This is a genomic window from Pedobacter yonginensis, from assembly GCF_003173595.1.
Lineage (GTDB): Bacteria > Bacteroidota > Bacteroidia > Sphingobacteriales > Sphingobacteriaceae > Pedobacter > Pedobacter yonginense.
The window spans coordinates 364,862-391,699 of sequence record NZ_QGNZ01000004.1; the positions used below are offsets into that span (position 1 = coordinate 364,862).

The window sequence follows — 26,838 nt, forward strand, 5'->3', positions numbered from 1 at the left end:
ACTGCTAGTCTGGAAAATCCAGATTAGTAGTTTTTGCGATTTGGAAAATTGTCGTTGCGTTGAAAAGGACCCTTTAAACAAAGTGATTTAAGACCATAACGCCCACCAATCCTAAAACAGAAACGATACTTTCCATGGCTGTCCATGTACTGAACGTTTGCTTCAAGCTGAGATTGAAATATTCCTTAAACATCCAAAATCCAGTATCGTTAACGTGCGAAAACATCAGACTTCCGGCACCTACAGATAAAACCATCAATTCTGGCGGGGCATTAGGTCCGATTAATGGAAGTACCATACCTGATGCCGTGAGCGCAGCCACCGTTGCCGATCCGAGAGTTACCCTTAATGATGCAGTGATTAGCCAAGCGAGCACCAATGGCGACATATTAAGGCCTCCTGTTAATTGTTTTACAACTTCGCCCATTCCACTATCTATCAAAACCTGTTTGAAAGCACCGCCTGCTGCGATAATCAAAACAATCATAGCAATACTTTTTACCCCTTCTGCACAAGATTCCATAGCTTTAGCGATAGGCGCATTTTGTAGAAACAAGGCGATGGAAACAGAAATTAACAATGCCGCCGTAGGGTCGGCGAGAAAAGCAAAAACAGGCTTAAAGGCGAAATCAGCTGTGAAGCTGTTGCCAATGGTTCCGGCTACGATTAAAAAAACGGGTAGTAAAGCGGTAACAAAGCTTTTAATTCCAGAAGGTAAATGTTGTTCTTCGCTTACAGCGAAGTGAGGATTCGCAATTGCATCTTGTTTTTTAAGGATTAATCGGGGGAAGTAGATTCCAGCAATAGTTGCAATGGGCAAACTTAAAATTAAGCCATAAATTAAGGTTTTGCCAATGTTTGCGTGGAAAATTCCAGCCAAGGCAATAGGCCCGGGGTGTGGAGGCAAAAAGCCGTGCGTTACAGATAATGCAGCAGCCATCGGAATGCCAATGTATAGTTTGGATAAGCCAGTTGTTGAGGCAATTGCAAATACCAACGGAATCAATACAACAAAACCTGCATTATAAAATAAGGGAATTCCAACCAAAAAGCCAGTAAGCAAAACCGCCCACTGTATGTTCTTCTGCCCGAATGCTTTAATTAAAATAAAAACGATTTTTTTGGCTGAGCCACTATCCTCAATCAATTTACCCATCATGGCACCCAAAGCCAGCACCATAACCATGCTGCCCAAGGTACTGCCAATTCCGTTGCTGATGGATGCCATTACCTTATTGGTTGGCATTCCAAGTAATAAACCCGTAATAATCGCTACTGCTAACAGCGCAATCATTGTGTTAACCTTTTTAAGGATGAATACAAACAGTAGAAGAATCCCGAAAAGAAGCGTGAGTAATTGCATAGCAGCGGCTGATCCTTATTTCTTTACGGTGATGGTTCTTCCCGTTACCAGATTAAATTCATAGACACGATATAAGCCGTCATCACTAATGTCAATACTTTCTACCAAACCAGTTTTGCTAAAAGTATCGGTAACCATGCTGCCAATTTTTACATCTTGTAAAATTTCGCTTGGCGTAGCGTTATTCAATCTAATCATACAATAAAAGTAATCAAATACTTGATTAATCAGCCACCACAAAAATTAGTCGTGCTTGGTCCAAATCAAATCTCCGGTTTCGTACCCGAGCTTTCTTGCCGTATCTAAATAAACAGATTTTATGGTGTCGGGAATGGTTTTCGTTCTGGATAAAATCCATAGGTATTTTAAATTATTCCCTGCCACCAAAGCATATTTATAATCAGGATCGATTTGTATCACATTGTAACCAGCGTAAAAAGGTCCAAAGAAGGATACTTTTAACCTAGCCTCATCTTCATCCTTTACAAATTTTGCTTTACCAATGCTTTCTTTCCATTCTTTCTTGATGTATTGGTAACCCTTATTGTCAACCTTTATCGATCCATCTTCATTTAAAGAATAAGTAGCCGTAACATTATTCAGATTTTTCTCGAATTTAAAATCCATTCTGGCAATTTCGTACCATTTTCCAAGATATTTATCTTTTTTAAAAGGCTTAACGGCTTTTGCACCTTTTGGAATAGATACGCAAGAAATGAGATTTACCGCAACGGCGCCGATAACCAAAGCAATAAGAATTTTATTGTATTTTGAATTCATGTTTTTTATTAGAGAAACATAGTACAGCTAAAAAAGTTTAGTTCTGGAATTTTATAAAGGCGCTTTAATTTCCTTCATTCCTTAATATTTTTAGCGGAGGTTGGTTAAGCACACTCCTGCTGCTTAAAACACCTGTTGCTACAACAAGCAGAACCACAGATCCAAAAAGTAATAGGGTAGGTAGCAAGGGCGGGATAAAAGCAGCGTCAAAACTAAATTTAGCCAAGGCCCAACTTCCTGCAATCGATAAAATTAATCCAACTGCCGCGGCAAAAGTGCCCAGAAAGAAGTACTCTATCGCATTAATTCTTAAAATTTGCTTTCTACTGGCACCCAAGGTTCTTAATAAAATGCTTTCTTTAATTCGTTGATTTTTACTGGTGAGCACAGCAGATATTAAAACAATCCATCCAGTTGCCATGCTAAAGCCTGCCATAAAGCGAATTACGAAACCGATTTTGCTTAAAAGTTCATCCAATAATTTTAAAACCAAATCTAAATCAATTACCGAAACATTAGGGAATTTTTGAACCACACTTCCCTGAAATTTTGCAGATACTTCGCTTGATGGTACTCTGGTCATTAATACATGAAACTGTGGCGCATCTTCAAGCACACCTGTTGGAAAAACCACTCTGAAATTGGTTTGCATTCGGCTCCAGTTTACTTCTCTCAAGCTTCCTACCACGGTATTGATAAGCATTCCTTGCACATTGAATACAATTTTATCGTTTACACCAACCTTAATTCTTTTGGCAAAACTTTGATCTAGAGAGATGTAAATCGTCTCATTCGGATTAACTTTGCCAGTCCATTTTCCCGCTGTTATTTTCTCAGCCGCCGTTAGAGTGTCTTGATAAGTCGCTCTGATCTCGTTTCTAAAAGCACCTCTATTGGTACTATCTGTGCCTGCCTTTTTGCCATTAATTTCTTCAATTCGCATGGTAATCACTGGAACTTGATTCATCAAAGGCAATTTGAATGATTTGGTAAGGCTATCCAAACCTTGAGTTTGCGTATTCTGAATATCGAATAAAACCATATTCGGCTGATTATTGCCAGAAGACAGACTTACCCGATTCATCAATATCCCCTGCACAAAAAACAGTGTACAAATAAAGGCTGTTGATAATCCAATGGATACCGTAAGCATTAAGGTTTGATTGTTAGGCCGATATAAATTTGCGAAACCTTGTCGCCACAAATAGCTAGATGAGTTTGGAATCAGTTTTCTGACCAGAAACATCAAAACTTTTGAAAGAATAATGAGTACAACAAAGGCAAATGCAATACTCAAAGTAAACGCAAAGGTTTGAACCCAGGTTTTCATTTGCAGATACGTAAACCCTAAAACAAAAGCACCCATCAGCAAGTAAACTAACCAATTTAGGGGATCTCTCCTTCCAGCCGATTTTTCAAAGGAAGCCCGAATGGCATTTAAAGGTGAAATTTTTCTTACGGAAAGGAGTGAAGGTAGAGCAAAAAGGATGGAAATAATTAAGCCCAACAAAATGCCTTGCCCAACAGCCAGCCAAGAAATGCGCATGGTAATTTCAACAGGTAGAAAATCTTTTAGCACCAGCGGAAGGAGAAATTGAATGCCTGTGCCCAAAACGGCACCAATTAATGATGCAGTTAAGCCAATAAAGAAAATCTGGATTAGGTAAATTAAAAATGCATCTTTCGATTTTAAGCCCAAGCATCGCAATGTGGCTATCGCATTAAGCTTTTCTTGGATATAAACATGTATTGCACTACCCACCCCAACACAACCCAGCAATAAGGCAATAAAACCTGATAAGGCTAAGAAACGATTTACATCCTTAAACGATCTTCCGGTTTGTTCTTTTCTCGATTCAACCGTATCTGCATCAAAACCTTCTTTTTCAAGTTTGGGTTCGAGTTTTTTTACTAGGGCTTCAACCCCAGCTGGGTTATTGTATCTGTAATAGAATTTACTGCTAATTCGGCTGCCTGTTTTAATCAGATTGGTTTGATCTAGAAATTGAAGCGGAATGTAAACCGTTGGTGCCACGCTAGATGAAATGCCCGTTTGGCCGGGAGCTTTTGTTAATGTTCCGGCAATTTTAAATGTTAGGTCGCCAACTTTGATCGAATCCCCCACCTTAGCATCAAATTGAAGCATTAAAGTTTGGTCTACCAATGCGCTCTTGCCTCTTTGAAAAGTTTTAGCCGCACCAACAGGAATGGTTTCTATTGTTCCATAATATGGATAATTGCCTTGCAAGGCCTTCATTTGCACCAATCTACTGCCACCACTTTTTTGGAAGTAAATCATAGACGCAAAGGTTTTCTCTTGTGATCGCTCATCTCCCAGCGTATCAAGTATCTTTTGCATGGCTTTGGTTACCCCTTTTCTGCTTTCTAAAACCAAATCGGCACCCGTAAGCTCTTTTGCTTGGCCATCAATATCTCTTTGCAGATTATCTTTAAAGGCATAAACCGCCACGAGTGCAGCAATACCTAAAACAATTGAAGAAATAAATAACAACAACCGCGATCGGTTTTTGCGACTGTCTCTCCAAGCCATTTTAAAAAGCCAAGAAAATTGGATATGTGGGTTTGGTACGTTGTTTTTAAACATAATTCTGGCTTTCGTCTGATAGAATGGTACCACCTTTAATTTTTATCGTTCTGCCTGTTTTAGCCGCCAAATCAAGGTCGTGGGTAACAATTACTAAAGTTGTACCCGCATCTTTGTTTAAATCGAAAAGCAATTTGATAACTTTTTCGCTGGTTTCTGCATCTAAATTTCCCGTGGGTTCATCTGCAAAAAGAATGGCGGGTTGATTAGAAAATGCCCTGGCCAAAGATACGCGTTGCTGCTCACCACCAGATAATTGAACGGGATAGTGGTGAGAACGATCGGCTAAACCAACCTTATCTAACAAAGAAAGCGCATGTGCCTTAATATTTTTTGCCCCCCTCAACTCTAACGGCACCATTACATTCTCTAAGGCAGTTAGGGTAGGCAAAAGCTGAAAATTTTGAAAAATAAACCCAACATATTCATTTCGTACAGCGGCTCTTTGATCTTCGTTTAATTTTTCTAAAGCAATTTGATTCAGTTCAACCGTCCCACTACTTGCACGGTCTAAACCCGCACATAGGCCAAGAAGCGTTGTTTTGCCACTGCCTGATGGGCCAGTTATGGCCACTGTTGAGCCAGCCGTAATAGAGAAGTTAATCTGATCTAAAACCGTAAGTGCCCGACCAGCACTTTGGTAAATTTTGCTTACATTTCGAATGTTTAATATGCTTTCCAAATTAGAAATTTTTTAAAGGATTTGCGTTTTGAGGATAACCAAACATAAGATAATCAATTATGTTATAATGGTTTTAATTAGAGATACAATTTATAGATATGTTACGAAAACGATTAATAGGCATATTTGTTTTGGCCGCGATGTTAGCTGCATGTGGAAACGGACAAAATAAATCAACGAACGATAAAACGTTAGATTCGGTTGACCATACATCAACTCATCCCGAGGTTAAAATGAAAAATATCCTCTTTTTTGGAACGAGCTTAACCGCTGGTTACGGACTAGATCCAACGGAAGCCTATCCGGCTTTAATTCAAAATCGGATTGATTCTTTAAAATTAAATTATAAGGTGATTAACGGAGGTTTAAGTGGCGAAACCTCTGCTGCCGGAAAAGCGAGAATAGATTGGCTGCTAAAACAGCCTATAGATGTTTTTGTACTAGAGCTTGGTGCCAATGATGGCTTGCGCGGATTGCCAGTTGCAGAAACCACAAAAAACCTGCAAGATATTATCGACCGAGTTAAATCTAAATACCCTGAGGCCAGATTGGTGATGGCTGGCATGCAAGTTCCGCCAAACATGGGTGCAAAATACGCGGCAGATTTTAAGAATATGTACCCTGCATTGGCTTCAAAAAACAATATGCAGTTGATTCCTTTTTTGCTGGATAAGGTTGGAGGTGTTCCGAAGTTAAATCAAGCTGATGGAATTCATCCAACTGCTGAAGGCGATAAGATACTTGCCGAAAATGTTTGGGCCGTGCTTAAGGATCTGCTTAAGTAAGTAGATCTTATAAGCTTTATTACCACCTAAGGATGCTAAGACACCTAAGATTTGGTAGAATTTGTATTGCTACATTTGTAAATTTGTCCTTTAGCTGGTTTAAACCAACAAGATTTAGGTAAATCACTAAGTTTAGATCAAAAGCAAATCAATAGCCCTTAAGCTGCCGAAATAAATTGAGCATGACAAACGACTTGTAGAAAATGGTTATAGGAGCTTTGAATCGACATGTTTATTTTGATGGCGAATACCTATATTATTTTCCACAGATAGTCTGCCATTTCCTTCTATCAAAAAGCAAATCAATCCTGCTAATACAAATGCAGAAAGCCAAAATTCAGAATAGGGTTTAAAAATGCCTGGAGATAAATTGATAAAGAACACCGCACCAACCAATACGGGTAAATTTAGCAGACAGAAAAGACGTGTATGTGTGCCCAATGCAATTGCCAAACCACCAATTAAATGCAGCATAATAATTAAGTGTGCGAACAAGCTGATGGAAAGTGCGGTGCCTAATGGTGCGCCTCGCATTAAGTGATTAAAAGATTCCAGATTTGTAGCGAAAATTAATCCTTTCCAAATCAAAATAAGACCTAAAGTAATTCTAACATAATCAAGCCAAATTGGATGATGCAAGTCGCCCCAATCTTGGATTTTCTTTAAAACGCTCATAACTTTAAATATTGGTTATGAGTAATTTACGAAAATTATAAAGAAATATCAATTACATAATTAGATTATTTCAAAATTCATTGAATTTGCCTTGTTAATGATAGATTATCCTATTGCAGATTTAAAGGCATTTCCGAATCGGAATATACTTCTGGTTTATTTTTTCTTGCTGTTTTTAGTTTCTTTAATTTAGGCATAATGAACAGGATGCCGAAGGCCAATACCGACATTACCAATTGCATCACCACGTTAACCTTTGCTATTGGATTAACATTGATGTTATCGATGATGTAAACTGAGCGGTACACACTTCTAATGAGCAAGATGATCATCAAATAAAGACTCCATGCAAATCTTCTTTTAATCATTACCGCAAGTACGTAGCGCAAAACCAATACCACGCCAATCATAATAAAATCAGTTGTGCTTTCTGGGTCGTAAACGAAGAGATTGGCAATTCCGATGATGAAAGTGCCGAATATTAAGTTGGAAGATATGGTGTAATTATTCCTCAGAAATTTCATGATATTCAAAGCATCGGTTCTTTAACGACACAGATAGACGGTATAAATATCGCAAAATAATTCTTTTTAATACTACAAAATCGTTCAGTTGAAGGTGATTTTCGCACTTTTTACTTGATATAAATCAAGTTTTAAAGTAACATATTTAGAAATTTGAAAGGGAAAGTATTTATAGATGGCTTCTATAAATCATATATAACTTAAGTTCGGGATAAGAAAAATATCTTTGAATAGCTTAACCCCTGAAATAGATCTCTGGTGGCGATGTCTTTTATTATCTGTTACAATTCGTGCGTCCTTCTGAATTGCGCAATTCTACACAATAATTACGCGTTCCTTTATAAATTGAGCAGGATTACCTTGATAAATAGAATAGGCATCGAGGTTTTTGGTCGCAACACTTCCCAAAGCCAAAACAGAATGACTATAAAGCGTAACACCTGGGCCAACCTTTGAAGATGCGCCCACCCAAACCCCGTCCTCTAAAGTTATTGGTTTCACTAAGAGATCGAAATTTTTCTTACGGTAATCGTGGTTACCTGTTACAAGCATAGCCTGCTGGGAAATGCAACAATTCTTACCAATTTTAACCCAATCCAGATTTTCAATGTAGCAGTCTGCCAGCCAAGAATAATCGTCAATGCTGAGTTTCCAAGGATATTTGATGTGAATGCCAGGCTTTACCCGAACCTCTTTACCAATTTTGGCACCAAATAAGCGCAAAATTGCAACCAAAATAACACTAAAAGGAATTATGCCGCTTTTAAAGAAAAAAACAGAGGTGTAATACCATAAAAGTTGTTTCAATTTAGAAGCACCAATTTGGAAGCTCCCCGTATTAAAAGCTTTATGTAATTGCGTTTTTTCCAAAATATTAGGGCACTAATGGTTGTTTTTTGATTTCATTTTCTGACGCATTGGAACCGGTATTCTTTTTAATCCAAAGGTACAGCATCACGAAAATACAGATGTAAACGATTACGTTAAAAATCTCGTGGTGATAGGTGAAATTATTTCGTTGAGATTCAAAGAAGCCAAGCAGTACACCTAAACCTGCAATTCGGCACACATTTAGAACAAAAATGGTGATTAAACCGATTGCCATCATTTTGAAGGTGGCTTTCCAACTCGCAGGAAAGGCTAAAACGAAGGCCGTTAAAAAACTCATTACCCCCAGGCCCAAACAAGAGTAGTTAACTCGTAAATATGGCCCAGCCACCACCATCACATCAGATTTGTTGTAGATAACGTAAAAACCAAATAGCTTGATGATCCAAACCGCACACGTAATCAAGGCAGTTTTTAATCCTTGTATGTAATTAAAATGCTCAGCAATAAATTCATTATAAAATCGAGAACCGGGACTTAAAACACTATTCATAAACAAATTTCCTTGACTGAAAAAGATGTAAAGGATGAATAATGAAATAATAAATTTAAGCGCTTTTTTATCTGCCTGTTTTTTCGCTTGTTTGAGTTCGATTTCGTTCATGTCAAATTGAAATGGCTAAGATAAGTTTAATTTTGTCGTTTTTTCGGATTCAATTCTTGGTTTAAAGAACTGAGATTAACGTAATTTAATCAAAAATTGACGCTCTGAAAATTAAATTTTCAGAGCGGTTTTAAGCCTTTTTATTTTCCGATCAACCAAACGCCTAAACCAAAAACCCTGCAGGTAATGAAATTTCATTCCAGTTTTTCCATCTAGGATACCCAATTTGAAGATTATACGATAGCTAAAATAAAGGTATGGCCTAAGGCCCAAGGGAAGCTTCCACCATAATCTTTTAAGCCACGCACGCTGTTCATCTGGGTTTCCGAGTAGGGAAGGTTTAAGGCTTTGAGCTTTAATGTTTTTAATTCGATCTAATTCTTCTTCTGCTACTAAATCGCTATAACGCTGGTGTTTGGCAATCCAAAAGTTGATGTCGTTTTCCTTTAAATTTTCTTCGAGTAAATAGCCATTTTTCCAAATGATGGTTTTTCCGGGTGCCACAAAGCGATGATCCATATTTTCATTTAAATCAGAAAAACCTACGCCATTGCGAAACATTTTAAGTTGATAAAACGGAAAGTAGCCCCCAAATCGAATCCATTTGCCTTGGAAGAAATTTTTTCTGTTGAAGTATATGCCACTTACCTCAGCATAATCATCGGTATTAAAATCGTTAAGCAATTGAAAAAGCTGCGGAGTTACGGTTTGATCGGCATCCAAGCCAACAATCCACGGTGTTCTAATATCAAAATGATTCAGGGCAAAATCCCATTGTTTGGGGTGATTGGTAAAAGCATTTGTTGCGGTTTTAGCACCATATTGGGCAGCAATGGATAGCGTTTGGTCTGTACTTCCACTATCCAGAATAAAAGTTGGAGCTTTTAAATTTTTTATCGATTCCAGGAGCCGTGGCAAATGGATCTCCTCGTTATACGTTAAAATGATGAAACTAAAATTTTTATTCATTTTTCGGGAAACAATCTAAATCCTTGCCTTGATGACCATAGATTTCCATAGAAAAGGAAAACGACCACAGCCTATAAAATCAGTAATGTTGAAACCCTGCTCCTCTAATGCAAGCGTAAGCGTTTTCCTCGACCATAATTTAATATGCCCGCCATCCCAAAGCGGATTTGCATGTTTATCCCACTGACCAGCCAGAGCCAATGTAAGATTTTTTAAATATCCGTGATAGGGGGTACTCAAAATAATCTCTCCACCACCATTTTTGTCCAACACATTTTTGCAAAAAGTGATAAATTTCCGAGGATCGTATAAGTGTTCAATTACTTCGGTTGAAATAATGGTATCGAAATGGATACCCTTTAACGGAGCTGGAAGATGATCGGAGGATAAATCTTGTACCGCAAAGCGATTTGGATTGGTTTTAGAAGCAATTTCTATCCCGGTTTCAGAAGCGTCTGTACCATAGGCGTTAAATCCTTTCTCCAGTAGAACATTAACTAAGGCACCATTTCCACAGCCCAAATCTAAAATAGCCTTATTTTTTTGTCGATTGAGTAAACCCAATATCGGTTTGGTGATATACCCATGGGCATGTGTAGCCTCATTGTTCGAGTAACCATAATCTTTATAATTAGCCATTTACAATGCTTTGGTATAGTTTGAAATATTGTTTAACAAGCGTATTGTCATCAAAATCGAGTGCAATTTGGGCTGGCGCATGCGCTCGAATGTAGCCTCTTTTAGCTGAATCATGGTATGACAATTTAATTTGTTCTGCGATTTCAATCGGATTTAAGGTGCTAATCCAACCTAAATTTTTTGTGGCAACATAATCTGCTAAACCAACGGAGTTGGATATTAAAACGGCTGTGCCCACGCTTAAGCTTTCTATAACTACGTTGGCAAAATTCTCATTGTATGAAGTTAAAACTGATAGATCAGAAACAGACAGTACATTGAATTTATCCTCATTTGAAACGTGCCCCAACCATTTTATTCGATTGGAAATACCCAAGTTTTCTGCCCTATTCTTTAAATAATTTACATAATGTGCTTTTCCTGAACCTGCAATTGATAAGGTCCATGTAAAATTCAAATAGGACAAAGCCTCAAACAGCAGTTCCAAGCCTTTCTTTTCTTCTATTCTGGATAAAAAAATCATTTGAAATGTGCTAATCACCTCATTATTTCCATCACTTTCTATTTGATACTTCCTACTCAACGCCTGCTCTTCAATACTCGTTACTTGATACTCAATACTCGCTACTTGATACTTAATACTTGCTACTTGATCCTCAATACCCTTACCTTGATCCTCTACACTCTTCACTGGATAATCAACTAAATTCGGAATCGTCGTAATGCTTTTGGGTTGAAACATTTGCAGTATATCGGTTTTTTCCTGCTCGCTTGTGGCGTGTAGATAAACATACTTTAGCAAATTCTTGCCCATAAACTGGTGAAGCATTTTTTTTGGAAAAGAATTTCGATTGTGCATGGTATAACCCGTTAGCATGCCTCTAGGTGAGAGTATCACAGGGATTTTATACCATTTCGCCATCCAACAACTTAAGATGGAAGCCAGATTCCACCAAGCGTGAATGTGAATAATAAGGTTTTTCCCCTTATTATTTTTCAGCCTTTTTCTAAGCGCTAGTAACATAGAAGGGGAGAAATGACTGTGATCTTTTGTCCACCTATTGAAATAAGTAACCGGAACACCATCCACAATTTGAGGTTTTCCGGCCTCCATATCGAGTTCGAATCTACCATTAGCGGTTGTAGTAAGTACCTCAATTTCAAAAGGCTCATTTTCAAAGTTATGGGGAGAATTTTTTTCAGTTGCTGAGCATGATTTCTTTATTGCTTCACATAACTTCCCTACAGATTGTATCGGGCCACCATAAATATACGCTGGTTTGTAAGATGGGGTGATGTGAATAATTTTCATTTCAATAACTACTTACGAAAGTTTAAGGCTTTTCATCAATATCATTTCGGAACTTTAATTTTTCAATGGTAATATTTGTGGGCAAATTGTTGCATTTATAATGCTATAATAAACCATCGCTCATTCAATTTAATCATATACAGGTTTTAGTACCTTCAATGTTTTTAATAAATAAAATAGCCCCCACATAATTAAAAAGCCATAAAAAATGTTGTTGATCATAAATTCGAAGTTGTTTCCTCGCCACAGGGTTTGAAAAATACTATTAAAAATGATTACACAGCCCAGTTCATATCCACCGAACATTTTTTCGGCCACATTGCAAAGGTATTGGGTGATTAGCCCATAAATCAGCATACAAAAAAACACACCTGGAATTCCAAAACTGAGATAAGCATCTACAACAGGACGGGTTTTGGCTGATACAGATGACATTTTATAGGCTACTCCAGCATCATAAACCCGTTGCATGGATACGGTTTCCATATTGGGTTTTTCGGGCCAAATGGCACGCGGAATCAAAGCCTCAAAAGAATCATTGATAATCTGCCATCCATAAAAATCGTGATGCTCGGGAACAAAATCTATAAATCTTGTAAACATCCCAATCTCACTCAAACGGCCAGTAAGAAAGCCCCAATTGGTATCTTCAATTTCTTCCTCGTTATTTACATTGAGCGTTTCGAAGGCTTGCGATTGTGCTTCTTCTGCACTAATTTCTCCATTCCAACTTTGACGTACGGTATTATTGTACGTGGGTAAAAAGTAAAGTAAAACATAACCCACAGGCAATGCGAGGTACATAATTGTTTTTTTATAATAAGGGAAAAAAACACAGGCCAGCACGATTATGTTGATGATTATTGGTTCTTTATAGCCTGATAGTGAGGCGTGTATAAAATTTAGGATAAAAATTGTTGCCCCTATACCTAGATAATTTACGTTTTTGAAAAGGACACCTTTTACGAAAAGTACAGCCGCACAGGAAATGCCGACGGTGGTTAGTGGTATGGCAATTTGGCTTAAACCAGATATTTGTTGACAAACAGACCCAATTCCAAACACGATAATGCCAAGCCAAATTAAAAAATCGTTATTTTGAAATGCTTGAACGTACTTAGCCTTTTGCTTTCCTAAATTCATGGCGAGTATTAAACCAGTTGTAATGGCTGCGTGTGCAAGCAAACTTAAGCGTTGTGCTGTGGCAATAAAATCGGTTTGTTCACTTTCTTTGAATTGTGCACCATAATTTAGTTCGGTTAAGTAGCGATAACCCAAATGATCCAAAAAATAGAAAATAGAAGTACTGCACATAAAACCAGCAAAAATAAATTGCGTTAGAAAAATTGGTCGCATAATTTGCTTGTAAATCGGAACCGTATGATCAAAATATGCAGCAGGCGAAAACCATGTAATGTAAAAAATAAATAGAGAGCCAGCCCATGCTATAAAGTAAGATATAACCGGACTGCTTACCAAAAAATAGGAAAAAAGGACTGGGATATATAGAATTAATATAGTTTGAAGCGGGTTTTTGGGTTGCATGCTTATGAATTAAAAACCTCTAGAAAAGAATTTACTTGCTTTTCGAAAGACCAATCTTGTATTATTTTTTTTGAAGCTTCTCCGTAATGAACAAGCCTCGTTTTATCACCCAACATATTAATCAATTTATTTCTAAAATCCTCGGCCTTTTCAGTATTAAAAATTTCTCCATTTAGGCCAGGTTTTAGTAAATCTGTACTGCAACCAACTTTATCCGATATTAAAATCGCTTTACCTGCTGCCATAGCCTCATTAACGGCCAACCCCCAAGTTTCTCCTGGGCCTTTGGATGGTAAACAGAATAAATCGCAGGATTGATAAATTGCTGGCATTTGGGTTTGGTTTTGAAAATCCATAAAATGAACTCGGTTATCTTTTGCTTTATGACCCTCAATTTCAGCTTTTAGTTTACTTTCTAACGGTCCGTTTCCAACAAATAACAGGTGTGCCTTAGATAAATTCAAATCAAAAAATGTATTTAACAATAACGCTGGATTCTTTTTCGCTTCTAATTTACCCGCAAACAAAATCAACACGTCATCATTATTGAGTTTGAACTGTTTCCGCACTGCAAGCGCATCGGTCTCGTCGTTGCTAAATCTATCATTATCAATTGCATGAGGTGCAAATATTAACTGTCGATTTGCAAGACCAAAGTGTTCGAAATAAGCCCTATTTTTCTCGCCCACATAAAAGGCAACATCAATATGCCGATATACCCACGTTAGAAAAACTCTTTTTAAAAGTGTTCTAATGGTAGGTTTATCATCCATCAGCGTAGAATCTCCTCTAAAATATAGTGGAATTTTACCGCTAAAAAATCTAATTATTTTTAGGTGACTACTAAAAGCCCAACCATAAATTAGGATTGCATTGGGCTTAAACTCGTTTATACGTTGGATTCCTTTTGGATTTACTATTCCCTTGAAATGGTGTGTGCCAGCATCGGCCGAACTGTTTTCTAAAAACTGATAATCGTAACCATCTAACAAGGGAAGGTCCCATTCAATTTTTTTATTAAAACCCCTATCAAACTGATTAATTAATTGTTCGCCTCCGGTGTAAAAAACCTTTAATGTTATCGCTTTTGCCAATAACTTAAATACTGGGGCATAATATTGAATTGGATGTGTGGTGATAATGGCAAGTCTTTTCATATCAGATAGACTCATCAAAAATGTGAAACGAATCGGAAGTAAGCAAGCGTTCCTGCACAAAATTCAAATCTTTGATGTAGATAGTATTATATCCCCCATATGAATTTAAAGGAAGCAATTCTCTTTTAAAAGGAAGATACCGATAGGGGAAAAACAAATGATCTGTTAAATGCTTATGCAAGTTTTTTTCGTTGTAGCCATATCTTGCCCCGCTACCATTTAATTCTATAATTATGGCCTTTAAGTTATCATCTTCTAATAGTTGCGATGCACCATTAATCACTTCAGTTTCATAACCTTCAACGTCAATTTTTATAAGTTTAGGCTGATGGGCTGGGTGCAATGAATTTAGGGTTAGCATGTTTACCACACTTACATGGTTGCTGGGGGAAACCACCATATGGTTGGTAGTATCCTCATTATTAGTGAAATATAAATCTCTTTCTTCGCTACCAACCGCGTTGTTTTTACATATAACCAAATCTTGTAAATGGTTCAGTTTTACGTTTTCTTTTAAAATATCATAGGTTATTTTTATCGGTTCAAAAGCAACTGTCTTAGCTCTTTTTATGCCAGAAGCCAGAATGGTGTAAGAACCGACGTTGGCGCCAACATCAAAAAATACATCTTCCGAACGAAGGAAGTGAATTAAAAAAGACATGTCCTCAAACTCATGTAAGCCCGTATAAATATTTCCTGTAATTCCGGTTAAGCCTTTTTTGGCAAAGAACTTTGTGGCCTCCAGAAAAGGCACCTCTATCAAATTTTTGGATGTTCTTGATTTAATTTGCCACCACAAAAATTTACTGTATGCTTTTAACAGATGTCTTTGTGCTAAGGGATGTTGATTAATGAAGGTGAATGTTCTTTTTATCGAAGTAATCATTAAAATAGATTTGGCTTGGCAAAAACATTGCACGATTTAACTTTTTTCAAATCAAACTCAACTAATCCTTTGTTCGTTACCGCAAAAAAAGAATAGCCCAATGGTGTTAAAATGTCAAAAATATGAGATGGAGGAAGTCCAGTTTTTTGTTGGTAATTGCGGTCGAATTCGAAGATAAGGTAAGGCTTATGTTTTTTGATGGTTTGTTTTAGCCCCTCAATTACGAAACTCTCGTATCCCTCTACATCAATCTTGATAAAGTTAACATGTTCATTGTTGAGCACGTCATCACCTACTTCGCACTTTACCACTGTTCCTTTACCCGTTTCAAAAAGGTTAAAAGCACCAGGGTTAACGCTATCTTCATTAATGTGAATGCTAATTTCTTCTGCCTTATTGCTTAAGGCTACGTTATGCGGGTGAATGTTCGCAAACTTGTTCAAGCTGATGTTGTTTAGCAAGGATTTGAAATTGTACTGAACAGGCTCGAAAGCAATCACTTTACCCGTATTTCCTGTCAATTCCGCAAAATATAAGGTGTGAAAACCAATGTTAGCACCTACATCTATAACTGTATCACCTTTCTTGATATAAGCTTTAAAAACCGATTTCAGTTCGGGCTCATAATCTCCTGTAAACCTAATTTTTGCACCAATCCACGTTGAGGTATCGCAATTGATTTTGAAATTGCCATTTAGTGGGGTGGCCATTTGGTTGCCTATGTTTAACTTTTGCCTAACAAATAAATAATTAAACAGCCGATATTGCCCTATGAAGGATGGTCGTCTCAATATTTTTGTTAGGAGGGATTTTTGAATCATTAACTCTTGCTTTATGAAATGATTTTATCAAAAAAATCGGTTTGCCTTTGGGTCAGATAGGGTGCTGTGTAAGGCTCAAATGCTTCCCAATTGGTATTTGGCGATAAATTGCTTTCAACTTTGATTAGGTATTCTTTAAAAATATTGTAGCTCAGGTTTGGGTCTTCATCATGCAGCATTAAATCTCCTGCAGCACATGTGCGTATCGTTTTTACAATACTGCTTTTCGCATTAAAAATTGCCAAAAGTGGTCGTTTGGCAAGCACATAAGGCGATAATTTTGATGCAGTGTATGCGGCTTCATTCGAGCCAATAATGATTAAGCCATCAGCAGATTCTAAATTTTTGATGCTTTCGTAAAAACCAATTCTATTTGTTATTTCAGTAACATAGGAATCAACGCCGAGTGCTTTTGCAATTGGCGCAATGGTTTCATTACCCTCACCACTTGGTGCATAACTTGTTCCAATAAAATAAAATCGAAGTTTTTTGAATAAATTTTCATTTGCGTCTAAGCCTTTTTTGAAAGTTGAAAACAGAATCTTGAGGGATTTATCCATATCGTAGCCACCTCTACCCACATATACCAGATTGATTAAATCTTGCTCTAGTTTGTAGAATAGTTTAAGCTGATCTGTATTTTGTTTGGCAATCTCAAAATCCACCTCCGACGCACCGAATGTAATCACCTCATTAGGTATGGAATTTAGATGTGGATATCTTGCCCTTAAATTGGTAATGTAATTTTCTGAAACGCTAATGATGCCCGATACGCCCTTCATTGCGATGGGCTCTAAAAATTTATGCATTCTGTAAGAAAGCCAATATTTCTTTGGTCGTTCTGCCTTTGGCTTGCTCTCGTAATAGTCAGAATACCAAGGGTCTTGCATGTCAATAACATACGGTATGCCAAATTTCTTTTTCCAATAGGCGCCTAAAATACAAAGCGGAAATTCTGTGGTAGAAAAATAAATCAGATCAAATTTGGTTTGCTTTAAAAGCTTATTTACATAGGCCTTGTAGAAATATAACGATCGAAGGGCTAAACTACCCAAACCTATTTTAGTGGTCCACTTTTTTGAAAAGGCCTTTACTTGATGAATCTTGATCCCGATTGGAACAGATTGCAGCAGCAAGGGGTCTTGAGTTGATTGGTAATACTTTTGATAAACGGTAACTACTTCAACTTCATAATCATATTCTTTAAAATAAGGTAAACTCATTCTAATTCTATGCATATCTGCCGCATTACTTGGCGGAAAATGAGGAGAAATAATCAGTACCTTTTTCAATGGATTGGTTTGGGCTTTAATAACCGATTTAGTGCCGGCTGTAATTTCTTTTCTAATAAAAACGCTATTCCAAATGTGATTACAACGAATATAGCAATTCTCAGCAGGAGTGGAATGGCGGTAAGTTTAGCCAGTATAATCAAAATTGGGTTGTGAAATAAATAAATACTATAGGATAGAAGGCCGATGTATTTGAATGGTTTCAGTAATATAAATGTATAAAATCTATAAATTAATTTTTTAAATGGTACGATAAAAAGGATGGCAATGGGTAAACAGATGTATAAAATTCTACTTGTTAAAGGATAGGTGAAATCGTTAAAAATAAATAACAAACTGAGCAAATAGGTAATCGAAATTAAAAAAATACCTAAGTAATTCGATAGGAAATTAGTGAAATGTTGCCCCTTTTTATGCTGAACTAAAAACAGAAATAGCGGTACGCTACATAGGGCAAATAAGACGTTCCGTATCGGGTCGTAGTAGTTGTCGGTAAAATGGGCTCGCGAAACAATTGGTAAACAACAAAGGGCGAGCATGGCCAGCGTATAGTTAGTCCGAATGGTATTTCTATATTTCCAAATGTAAAAGCCAATAATCCACACTGGCGAGTAAGCAAGCATCAATAGGAGATAGTTCAAGATGATGCTTTCAGAAATCGGATGGTAATAGAAATAAATGCAAAAAAGTCCAAGAAGAAACCAGATGGCTACATTTCGATTGTGAATGTGATCTTTTCTGATTACAAAAAGTGCAAATATAACATAGAAGAACATCTCGAAACTTAAACTCCAAATTACCGGATTGCTGTTCCAAAATACATCTAACAAGCAGCCTTGCATGGTGCTCACAGGTATTAAGTTTCCAATAATCATGCTTGTGGATGGAACGTTGTTAAACATATAAATTTCCAATAAAATACTTACCATTACGGCGATGAAAAGTATTGGATTGATGCGTATAAACCGATCTATTAAAAACTGTTTGGCCGATTTATGCTTTGCCTCAACGGATGAATGAATTACAATGCCTGATAGTACAAAGAATATGAGCACCGATTCTGTTGCCCAGTTTCCAATTAAATTAGTGAAGTGATTTTTGTGTTTGGATATTTCTGGGAACTTGTTGATTAAATGTCCAATCACGACCAAGAATGCCGCCATTCCGCGGATGACCTCCAAATGAACATTTTTCGATGTATTTTTCAACTATAAAACGTTTTTAACTATAAGTAAAAATTTGGATTTCTCGTTTTCCCAATTTAATGTTTGGTTGGCTAAAGAAAGTGAATTGAATTGAGCTTCTTCTAAACGTGTTCTATCATGATAGTAATTGCTGATGATGTTTATTAAAGCTTCAAGATTACCAATTGGATAAACGCTGCCTATTTGCGGGTATTTTTCCATAAATGCTTTTTGTGCCGATGTATCTGTTGCGATGACGGCTAAACCCGCATTTAGATAAGTAAATAGTTTGTTGGTTAAGCACAAATCTCTGTTTCTGGGTATTCCAATTTCTGTGGCCAAGCCAATATCAAAAGCGCTGGCAAATCTCACAATATCATCAGGTGGGATGGGCGAATGAAAAATTATTTTACGGTCATGGAGGCCTAATTTTTCTCCAGTTACTTTGATTGAGGATTGGCTTTGCTCGTCGGCGTTTCCAAGTAGATGCAGTTCGATATCCAGATCTTTCAGTTGAGCAAGGGCCTTAATCACGTCTTCTAGGCCTCTACCCGCACCAACCGTTTGCGAAAACCAAAATAATTTTAATCCATTCCCAATTTTATTTGGTGTGTATTGGGTTGTGGGAAAGACATTTAGAATGGTTATCGGGTTTAATTTCGGATAAATGGATTGATAGGCAAGACCGATTTGGTCGCTGGAGGTCGTTAAATAATCAAGTTTGTTTAGAAAACGATTTTCTATTTCCGTTTTAAGCTTAACATCAAAACGATCTTGTCCATCAGCTACCTCATTTCGATGGAAATCTTCTGCATCAAAACCACATTTTGCATGGTGTTTTTTGGCGGCAATTACCGCTGCTGGCAACGCCGCTAAGTTATGTGCAATGTATAAATCGGCCTTAATATTTTTTGCTTCTGCAATTAACGATGGTGTTGCTCTACCAATGGCTGATAGGGGCAACCCCCATCTAAAACCCAGCTGTGCTGATAGCGCTTTTGAAATTTTATGCGCAATTTTCGATTTGAAATAGGCTATTTTATCTTGATTAGGATCTCCACCCACCTTTATCGCTTTCCATCTTTTTGTTTTCAAAAGTACCTTATCGAGTTCGGTAGCCCAATGGCTGTAATATTGATAAAGTACAACCACCTCATAGCCTGCTTCGGTAAGTGCATCAGCTTCTTTTACCAAACGCGGATTGGTAGCTGGTTGTCCAGAAGTTATTAAAACTATTTTAGTTGGTTTCAAGGATTGGAGGATAATCTTTGATTTACGAAATCTAAGTTATGTACAGCAAAGTAATTTTCTCTGTTGGCTGTGTAGCTTATCGGATGTAAACTTTTGCGATCCACATGATAAGCACAAAGCCTATAATCGTGCTGACGTAAAAGTTCTAGAATATCATGTACGTCGTGGTTTGAGTTTTCTAAGGTAATGTTAATTTCGAGTTGTAAAATATCAATTCTTTTCTCGTTCAATAGCTGTTCTGCACCTTGTAATACACTAAATTCAAAGCCCTCCACATCAATTTTGGCATAGCTAATGTGCTGAATGTTGTTTTCCCTTGCATAGTCATCCAGCTTTTTAGCTTTTACTGGAATACTTTGGGTTGAGTTGTTTAAATTAATGTGGTTTCGGCCGTCAAGACCTTGTGTAAATGATACCAAACCCTCCATATTGGATAAGGCCGTGTTGTTAAGCCTTGCAATTTTTTCGAGATGATTCAATTGAATGTTACGTTTAAGTTTGTCGAAGTTGGAAGCGTCTGGCTCAAAACAATGTATTTCGCCTTTTTCGCCTATAAATTTCGAAATCCAAACCGTGTAATAGCCCATGTTGGTGCCAATATCCAAAACGGTATCAGCTGGTTTTAAGTAATCTTGAATCAAATTAAACTCCTCCCAATCTACGATATAATTGTACATCAGCCACATGCTATGGAAAGATCTTCCATCCAATAAAATTTTCCTATCGCCCCAAAGTGAATACTTTACTTGATTCAATCCGAGCAAGCGAATGGTTTTCCACCCTACAAAACGGCAGAAGGCGAAAAAAACATGTTTCTTGTTGTATTCGTTTTGGTATAAATTTTTAAGGGATTTAAACATACTTCATCAAGATTTATAGGCGATACATTTTGAATAGTATGAAATGTAATCTCTTACAATTTTTTCACTCGAAAAATTTTTCTCTGCCCTTGCCCTTACTTCGTGTCTGGATATTTCTTTCAGCTTACCAACTGCATCACATAACTCCGTGTAATTATTTACTAGAAAGCCATTTTGGCCATGTTCAATAACTTCTGCTACGGCACCTTTAGGGTAGCCAATTACGGGTGTGCCGCAGGCAAGTGCTTCAGCCATAACAATGCCAAAGGGTTCGTTCCAGCCAATGGGCATCAGCAATGCCGAACAAGTGCCCAGTAATTTATTTTTTTGAACATCATTTACCGCTCCAACATATTCAATCTGTTGACCTAAATAAGGTCGAATTTGTTCGTCAAAATAATTTTGGTGTTCGTTGGTAACATTACCCGCGATGATGAGCCTCCTATTGGTTGCCAATGCAACTTTTACGGCCTCATGCGCGCCTTTTATAGGCTCTATCCTCCCTAAAAACATCAATGGGGCATCAGCAGCCACTTCTTTTTGAAACTGATAGATGCTAAGGTCAATGCCATTATAAATGGTTTGCGTACTTGCATAGGGCAAAATCTTTTGATTAATGTAGTGACTACATCCAGTAAAGAACAAGGTATTTCTCTTGGATAAATAAACGGCTTTTTTTATTTGAGAAATGGTCGGCTCTCTTTGGTATGACATGATTTTGGGGATGTCTGTTCGCAAAAATGGCATTAAGTATGCAAGCCTACTGAAACTATGAATCACATCTGGTTTCCATTTTTTTAACTGCCTTATGGTTTGGATGTTTTTTAGGTGTGCGATCATCCCTTGCTGATTGGCTGGATAACTTAACAATTCAGCTTTGGTTATGGAATCTTGATGCGCAACCAAAATAACTTCATGCCCAGCCTCAATTAAACCCTCCACTAAAAAGTGAATCATACGTTCTATGCCTCCATAGTTTTGAGGAGGGACTGGAATAAATGGATCAGCTGTTATCGCAATGCGCATGAAGCTAAAGGCGAATTAAGTTGGACATACTACACTTCAGTTTCGTAAACTTCATCTATAATTTGGAGCATTCTTTTAGCACTTTTGGCGAGTGAAAGATTTTCAATAACATACTGCCGTGGCTGATATTTGCCGCCTACCATACGAGATAAAAACAGGGGGAGTTTATCTTTAAAAGCTGCAAAATCGACAAATGTTTCCCCACAATACGCATTGAAATAAGGTACCGATGATGCAGGGATTGGCATGTTGTTATTCCATTTGCCCAGATTTGGATCAAGCCAATAGCCTTGATTCCAAGCTAAAATAGGAACATTCATAGACATGGCTTCTTGGTAAGCAAAACCTTGGCTTTCATGTTCAGACAAATAGATCATGGCTTTACAATCACTCAATAAATTGAAATATTCTTTCTCTTTGTAATGGCCGTAAATGATTTCCTTAAATGTATATCCCTGTGCTTCCAGCTGGTTTTTGATGGGCATAAGCAGATCCGCATCATATTTCGATTTGATTTTATTGTATATCAAAAAGTCAAACGCTTTATTTTCGTTTACTGGTGGTTTCCATTTTTCAGTCTCAATACCCGCAAACCAAACGTCGCAAACTTTTTGGCCATAGTATGAAATGTAAATCGCTTCTGCCCATGCAGAATGCTGTAAATATTTAGCTATTGGATAATCTTCGAGCATTGTTGTCCACTCCGACGGGTGGCTAACTAAAGCAATTCCTGCAATAATTTGGTTTGGCTGCTGATATGCGTTAAGAATATCTTTACCAATGCCCAAAACAATCACCTTGTCTTCAGCTTTGAGCGACCTGAATTTTTGATTCTTTTTGTAGGCAATTCCCATTTGATCAAAACTCTTGCAGAGATTAATGAACACTTTTTCTATTCCACTCACCCTTTTGCCTTTCATTAACTTTTTAAGAAATGGTATTAGATACCGATCTCCAAAAAAATACCTGTCTTTTAAAGGCAATGGTTTAAAATAAATATGGATCATGTGACACTAATTTTTTTTGACCATTTTAAGGCCGTTCTTTCAAAAATTATATAAAACATGGAGGCGCCAAATATGCAGCCTAAAATCAAAATGATGAAAAGCAAATAGGGATTGATGGTTAATTTGCTCAAGATAATTAAAATTAGATCGGCGGTTAAGATATGGGTGAGATAGAGCGAATAGGATATCTTACCCAGCCATTTGGAGAAAATAATTTTAAAATTTAAGTGGAGTATGGCCACAGCAGTAAGATAGCCGATTAAGCCAGTTACAATTGCCACCTTGAAACAGAGAAAAAGTGTTAAGATAACTAACATTGCATGCCCCTCTACCAAACTTATTTTTTTCTTTTTAATTAGCAACACCAGCATTCCAAAAACAAAGTAATGTAGGTTGTGCACCAACAGCATATAACGCTCGTCCAGTTTCAAACAAGGCCCTAAAAACCCTAAGAAAATTAGAGTGCTCATTAAAATGTATTTATTGCCGTTTCTGATGTAATAAAATAGCAAACCAATTAAAATATAAAATTGAAATTCTACACCAAGTGTCCAAAAAACGGAAGAATACCATTCTGAATTCGTAAATGGAACCAGGTAAAATAGGTTGTAAATGAACTTCAGGATGCTAAATTGAGGTTCAAATATAGCAAATGTGATTACCGTGATCGAAAATGGTATTCCAATTCTAATCAATCTTTTTTCAATAAACCTGAAAAAGTTGCTGGTTTGGTAATTAACATTCCACAAGGAATATGGTACTACGAAGCCTGAAATGACGAAGAAAATTGGTACGCCTTGTTGTCCATAAGCCAACAAGTTATGGATTGGATAATGCTGCAAGTCTGTAGCCAAACTCATGTGTACAATGCACACGCTTAGGCTTGCAAAAGCTCTTAGGAAGTCAAGTATCGGAATATGATCGTCAGACCTTACCATCATAAACTCTGCATTAATTTATTTAGGCTGTTCGGAATACAGTGGTCTTGTAACGCTCTCTTCTGCCCATTAATTCTCAATTTCTTTCTTAGGCTTTGATCGTCATTAAGCGCTTTTATTTTATCGTTAAGCGATTCTTCATTACTAAAAACTTCGATTTCCGTTCCTATTTCATACAATTCATCCAATCCTTCTGCCCACTCGGTTAAATAACATGCGCCTAACATTGGGGCTTCGATATCTCTTAACCTTGAGTATCGGTTTGGATTCAACATTGGGTATTGATAACTCGGATAACGGTTGATGCCAAGGGTGATATTACTTTCTCTAGTGATTTGAATATATTCTTCAAAGTTAGGTTTCGGCTTCAGTAGGCCATTCAGTTTATGGTTATTCGTAGGAATGTATTGCCTAGACTTTAATTTGTTTACGAAAGCTTTTACTCCAAATTTATGTATAAAGTCGATTTGATTGAGGGCTTTATCGGTAAGAGAAGTTTTTGCATCCAATATTTTTTCTGATCCCACCATCCAATTTGCGCCATATATGTCGATTAATAAATTTGGGCATTTAACCAGTAACTGCTCGAAAAATAACTGCCGTTGTAAATCTTTTGATCCAATAAATGAAACCTTGCCATTTTCTACATTACCGGGTTTTCTGTATTTGGGGTCTATCCACATGGGCATGGGTAAATGGATGTGGTTGAAGCCCGCTTTTTTATACATGGCCAACGCTTGATATTCTGGCACCCAATTTTTATCGAATACACCAAAAATTTTTGGTATTTTTTGAAAGTTTCTTACGTTATCGCAAAAGAAGTTAACGCAGGGAATGCCCATCTTCTTAATCTCTTTTATAGCCTCTTCATCTATTTGATTGGGATACAGATAACTTAAAAAAAGATCAACCGGGTTGTTTTTTAAAAAATGCAGTGTTTTTTGCCATGCATCTGATTTCCAATTATCTAAGCTTTCTTCACTTTGTGGAACTAGCCCATAAGCCCAATCAATATCTTCAGCTTCAAGCCAATCGTGGCCAGCTTCTGTAATACCATTTTTTATGTAGTATTCCCAAAATCCATAAGCTGAAATGGGATGCTGTATTTTAGATTGTAAAAAGGAAATGAAGATTTTCACAGTTTCTGTCTAATCATTTTTCTTCGGAAATGCAATAGTTTTTCAGTCCATTCAAAGCCTAATGTACGGTACGTAAAACCCAAAAATCCCTTTGTTGGCATACTGAAATTTGGATCTAAACTTTTTATCCAATTATACACAGTGGTGGCTTTTTGTAGGTCATGTTTAGCAATCCAATGGGCAAGTGGCCATAGCATTTTTATACTTGCTTGTATTCTTCTTGGCGTGAGTTCGTTTTTAGCTTCCAAAACTTTTAAGGCTTGCCTATAAATTTCTAGGCTTGCAAGGTTGTTTGCCACTGTTGCTGTGTCATCCATGTTTTGCAGGCGATTTTTTGTATGGCTGCGGTGTGCAAGCGTTCTTTCCGTAATGAAAGTGGTTTTAGGATGTTTTAAAGCAACCTCAATAAGGAATTGGCGATCGTCTCTAGCGCCAAATTCCTGTCTATGCGGAATGTCTGCACTAAATGATTTTCTAAATAAGTAGGCCGAGTAATGTGAAGAATCGCATTCTCCCAATTGCTGGGCTATAAAATCATCGCATTCAATCCAATCGCCCTTGCGGATAAAATTTTCATGCTCATCATAAACTTCATATCCAGCAGCCACTACATCAGCTTGTGTTGATTCTGCCGCTTCAAACAATTTTGTTGTAGAGTTTGGTAAAAACCAATCGTCCGAATCTAAAAACCGAATGTATTTTCCTTGAGCAAGATGAAATACATTATTGATGGCGTGATCTTTACCTTGATTTTCTTGATGAACAATCAAAATGTTTTGTTGAGTATTTAACCACGCCAATGTACCGTCTGTACTTCCATCATCAACAACAATAACTTGAATTTTTAGTGGGCTTTCAAAGCATGAAGCTATCGCTTTGGGCAAACTCCACAAACGATTAAAGGTTGGAATGATGATGGTTACATCCATTAATCTATAATCCTTTCTGATTTTGCCACTGCCCTAAATCCAAATAAAAATCTATATACCGGCCTAAAGATGTTGGTTAACCACAACTTAATGAAGTATGGAGTGCTTACCCCGAAAAGGGTAATTAGCTTTGCCAGTTGCTGATGATAACCCTTCGCTAGTAACTGCAAAATTTTCACTTCTTTGATGTATGGATATAATAAGTTGTAATGCCCGAGGTAGTGGACAATTAAGGGCTCGGCTTTTTCGAGAGGCCAAGATTTTTGATAACTTTTCCGGGTTGGCGTGTTGTATAAAATCACTTTTCCCTCCAATAAGTTTGAACGAACACCCGATTTAAAGTTCACAAATTCGGCCATGATGGACCCATCTTCGGCAATTGGCACCTGCTTGTGAAGTGCCATGGCTAAAGCCATCAACACTTCGTCATTTGGTCGGTTTCTGAGCCTAACAAATCCAATTTCATCATATTTCATTTCCAGCTCACGTGCGGTTTGATATACCCGTGCAGCGGCCTCGCCATTTTCCAAATAATATACGCCACCGTTAAATTTTGGTAACCGTAAAACATTAAATTGCCGACAAATGTGATCGATATTTCCAAACCATTCCCCTGTATCAATATAATTTCCAATTACGGAAACCTGATGGTTCTGGAATTTTTCAAACACCGGTGTTAAATTGCCATATACCAAGCAATCGCTGTCGATAAAAAGGGTTTGGCCATCCGGGGCGAGTTGATCTAAATACAGTTTTGGTGTGAACCCTTTGCCAAGCGCATCATTTTCAACCTCAATAATTTTGGTGAATTCCCTGATGTCTGCCGGCAGAAAATGTGCCATATCGGTAACCAAATAAAAAGATATGTCTTGTTTTGCATTCCAATACCAAAAAGATCGGGCTAGGTTTACCGCTAAATCCAAATAGAGTTTCTTGCCCATAGCAATGCTTAGCACATTCTTATTCATTTAGACACA

At 37.3% G+C, this 26,838-nt stretch carries 27 protein-coding genes; 1 reads left to right on the top strand and 26 read right to left on the bottom strand.

Annotated features, from left to right (window positions below):
* Positions 1-73: 73 nt before the first annotated feature.
* The 5 genes from DHW03_RS16455 to DHW03_RS16475 form a co-directional block, all read right to left on the bottom strand.
* The gene (locus tag DHW03_RS16455; protein ID WP_109926937.1) at positions 74-1,363 is read right to left on the bottom strand and encodes a GntT/GntP/DsdX family permease; all 1,290 of its coding nucleotides are present in this window, start codon (positions 1,361-1,363) and stop codon (positions 74-76) included.
* A gap of 15 nt (positions 1,364-1,378) precedes the next feature.
* Positions 1,379-1,561 (bottom strand): hypothetical protein, encoded by a 183-nt coding sequence (locus tag DHW03_RS16460; protein ID WP_109926938.1) that lies wholly within the window; start codon positions 1,559-1,561, stop codon positions 1,379-1,381.
* Positions 1,562-1,606: 45 nt separating this feature from the next.
* On the bottom strand, positions 1,607-2,143 hold the full coding sequence (locus tag DHW03_RS16465) for a lipocalin family protein (RefSeq protein WP_109926939.1): 537 nt from the start codon (positions 2,141-2,143) through the stop codon (positions 1,607-1,609).
* Between the two features lie 64 nt (positions 2,144-2,207).
* Positions 2,208-4,748 carry an ABC transporter permease gene (locus DHW03_RS16470; RefSeq protein WP_109926940.1) on the bottom strand — a complete coding sequence of 847 codons (2,541 nt, stop codon included), beginning with the start codon at positions 4,746-4,748 and terminating at the stop codon, positions 2,208-2,210.
* Positions 4,741-5,430 carry an ABC transporter ATP-binding protein gene (locus DHW03_RS16475; RefSeq protein ID WP_109926941.1) on the bottom strand — a complete coding sequence of 230 codons (690 nt, stop codon included), beginning with the start codon at positions 5,428-5,430 and terminating at the stop codon, positions 4,741-4,743. Before DHW03_RS16475 ends, DHW03_RS16470 begins: the two co-directional genes overlap by 8 nt.
* A 98-nt stretch (positions 5,431-5,528) precedes the next feature.
* Between DHW03_RS16475 and DHW03_RS16480 the strand changes: the two genes are divergently transcribed.
* The gene (locus tag DHW03_RS16480) at positions 5,529-6,215 is read left to right on the top strand and encodes an arylesterase (RefSeq protein ID WP_109926942.1); all 687 of its coding nucleotides are present in this window, start codon (positions 5,529-5,531) and stop codon (positions 6,213-6,215) included.
* 207 nt (positions 6,216-6,422) lie between these two features.
* On the opposite strand, the gene DHW03_RS16485 is transcribed toward DHW03_RS16480, so the two are convergent.
* The 21 genes from DHW03_RS16485 to DHW03_RS16585 form a co-directional block, all read right to left on the bottom strand.
* Positions 6,423-6,890 (bottom strand): DoxX family protein, encoded by a 468-nt coding sequence (locus tag DHW03_RS16485; protein ID WP_109926943.1) that lies wholly within the window; start codon positions 6,888-6,890, stop codon positions 6,423-6,425.
* A 110-nt stretch (positions 6,891-7,000) separates the two neighbouring features.
* Entirely contained in the window at positions 7,001-7,414 is a 414-nt protein-coding gene (locus tag DHW03_RS16490) for a hypothetical protein (RefSeq protein WP_109926944.1), read from the bottom strand.
* Between the two features lie 315 nt (positions 7,415-7,729).
* Positions 7,730-8,284, bottom strand: a complete 555-nt coding sequence (locus tag DHW03_RS16495; RefSeq protein ID WP_109926945.1) for a WcaF family extracellular polysaccharide biosynthesis acetyltransferase — start codon at positions 8,282-8,284, stop codon at positions 7,730-7,732.
* Between the two features lie 4 nt (positions 8,285-8,288).
* Positions 8,289-8,906 (bottom strand): exosortase Y, encoded by a 618-nt coding sequence (xrtY, locus tag DHW03_RS16500; protein ID WP_109926946.1) that lies wholly within the window; start codon positions 8,904-8,906, stop codon positions 8,289-8,291.
* A 111-nt stretch (positions 8,907-9,017) separates the two neighbouring features.
* Positions 9,018-9,875 (bottom strand): glycosyltransferase family 2 protein, encoded by an 858-nt coding sequence (locus DHW03_RS16505; protein ID WP_109926947.1) that lies wholly within the window; start codon positions 9,873-9,875, stop codon positions 9,018-9,020.
* Positions 9,876-9,890: 15 nt separating this feature from the next.
* Positions 9,891-10,514: a class I SAM-dependent methyltransferase gene (locus tag DHW03_RS16510; protein WP_109926948.1), complete on the bottom strand. Its 624-nt coding sequence runs from the start codon at positions 10,512-10,514 to the stop codon at positions 9,891-9,893.
* On the bottom strand, positions 10,507-11,826 hold the full coding sequence (locus DHW03_RS16515) for an XrtY-associated glycosyltransferase XYAG1 (RefSeq protein ID WP_109926949.1): 1,320 nt from the start codon (positions 11,824-11,826) through the stop codon (positions 10,507-10,509). Before DHW03_RS16515 ends, DHW03_RS16510 begins: the two co-directional genes overlap by 8 nt.
* Before the next feature lie 129 nt (positions 11,827-11,955).
* The gene (locus DHW03_RS16520) at positions 11,956-13,371 is read right to left on the bottom strand and encodes an exosortase Y-associated Wzy-like protein (RefSeq protein WP_109926950.1); all 1,416 of its coding nucleotides are present in this window, start codon (positions 13,369-13,371) and stop codon (positions 11,956-11,958) included.
* 2 nt (positions 13,372-13,373) lie between these two features.
* The gene (locus tag DHW03_RS16525; RefSeq protein WP_109926951.1) at positions 13,374-14,528 is read right to left on the bottom strand and encodes a glycosyltransferase family 4 protein; all 1,155 of its coding nucleotides are present in this window, start codon (positions 14,526-14,528) and stop codon (positions 13,374-13,376) included.
* A gap of 1 nt (position 14,529) precedes the next feature.
* A complete protein-coding gene (locus DHW03_RS16530) occupies positions 14,530-15,414 on the bottom strand; it encodes an FkbM family methyltransferase (protein ID WP_109926952.1) in 885 nt (294 codons plus the stop codon).
* Positions 15,414-16,124, bottom strand: coding sequence for an FkbM family methyltransferase (locus tag DHW03_RS16535; protein WP_165825446.1), 711 nt, complete (start codon positions 16,122-16,124; stop codon positions 15,414-15,416). The genes DHW03_RS16530 and DHW03_RS16535 overlap by 1 nt, the downstream gene beginning before the upstream one ends.
* A gap of 122 nt (positions 16,125-16,246) precedes the next feature.
* Complete coding sequence (locus DHW03_RS16540) at positions 16,247-17,527, bottom strand: glycosyltransferase (protein WP_240618562.1); 1,281 nt, start codon at positions 17,525-17,527, stop codon at positions 16,247-16,249.
* Positions 17,524-18,735, bottom strand: coding sequence for an acyltransferase family protein (locus DHW03_RS16545; RefSeq protein ID WP_109926954.1), 1,212 nt, complete (start codon positions 18,733-18,735; stop codon positions 17,524-17,526). Before DHW03_RS16545 ends, DHW03_RS16540 begins: the two co-directional genes overlap by 4 nt.
* Complete coding sequence (locus DHW03_RS16550) at positions 18,736-19,962, bottom strand: glycosyltransferase (RefSeq protein WP_165825447.1); 1,227 nt, start codon at positions 19,960-19,962, stop codon at positions 18,736-18,738.
* On the bottom strand, positions 19,959-20,822 hold the full coding sequence (locus tag DHW03_RS16555; RefSeq protein WP_109926956.1) for an FkbM family methyltransferase: 864 nt from the start codon (positions 20,820-20,822) through the stop codon (positions 19,959-19,961). Before DHW03_RS16555 ends, DHW03_RS16550 begins: the two co-directional genes overlap by 4 nt.
* A 6-nt stretch (positions 20,823-20,828) precedes the next feature.
* Positions 20,829-21,848, bottom strand: coding sequence for a glycosyltransferase family 4 protein (locus DHW03_RS16560; RefSeq protein ID WP_109926957.1), 1,020 nt, complete (start codon positions 21,846-21,848; stop codon positions 20,829-20,831).
* Positions 21,849-21,877: 29 nt separating this feature from the next.
* The gene (locus DHW03_RS16565) at positions 21,878-22,768 is read right to left on the bottom strand and encodes a glycosyltransferase (protein WP_240618563.1); all 891 of its coding nucleotides are present in this window, start codon (positions 22,766-22,768) and stop codon (positions 21,878-21,880) included.
* 83 nt (positions 22,769-22,851) lie between these two features.
* Positions 22,852-23,796, bottom strand: a complete 945-nt coding sequence (locus DHW03_RS16570; RefSeq protein WP_109926959.1) for an acyltransferase family protein — start codon at positions 23,794-23,796, stop codon at positions 22,852-22,854.
* On the bottom strand, positions 23,793-24,932 hold the full coding sequence (locus DHW03_RS16575; protein WP_109926960.1) for a glycosyltransferase family protein: 1,140 nt from the start codon (positions 24,930-24,932) through the stop codon (positions 23,793-23,795). Before DHW03_RS16575 ends, DHW03_RS16570 begins: the two co-directional genes overlap by 4 nt.
* Positions 24,929-25,861, bottom strand: coding sequence for a glycosyltransferase family 2 protein (locus DHW03_RS16580; RefSeq protein ID WP_109926961.1), 933 nt, complete (start codon positions 25,859-25,861; stop codon positions 24,929-24,931). The genes DHW03_RS16575 and DHW03_RS16580 overlap by 4 nt, the downstream gene beginning before the upstream one ends.
* Positions 25,861-26,829 carry a hypothetical protein gene (locus DHW03_RS16585; RefSeq protein ID WP_109926962.1) on the bottom strand — a complete coding sequence of 323 codons (969 nt, stop codon included), beginning with the start codon at positions 26,827-26,829 and terminating at the stop codon, positions 25,861-25,863. The genes DHW03_RS16580 and DHW03_RS16585 overlap by 1 nt, the downstream gene beginning before the upstream one ends.
* Positions 26,830-26,838 lie beyond the last annotated feature (9 nt).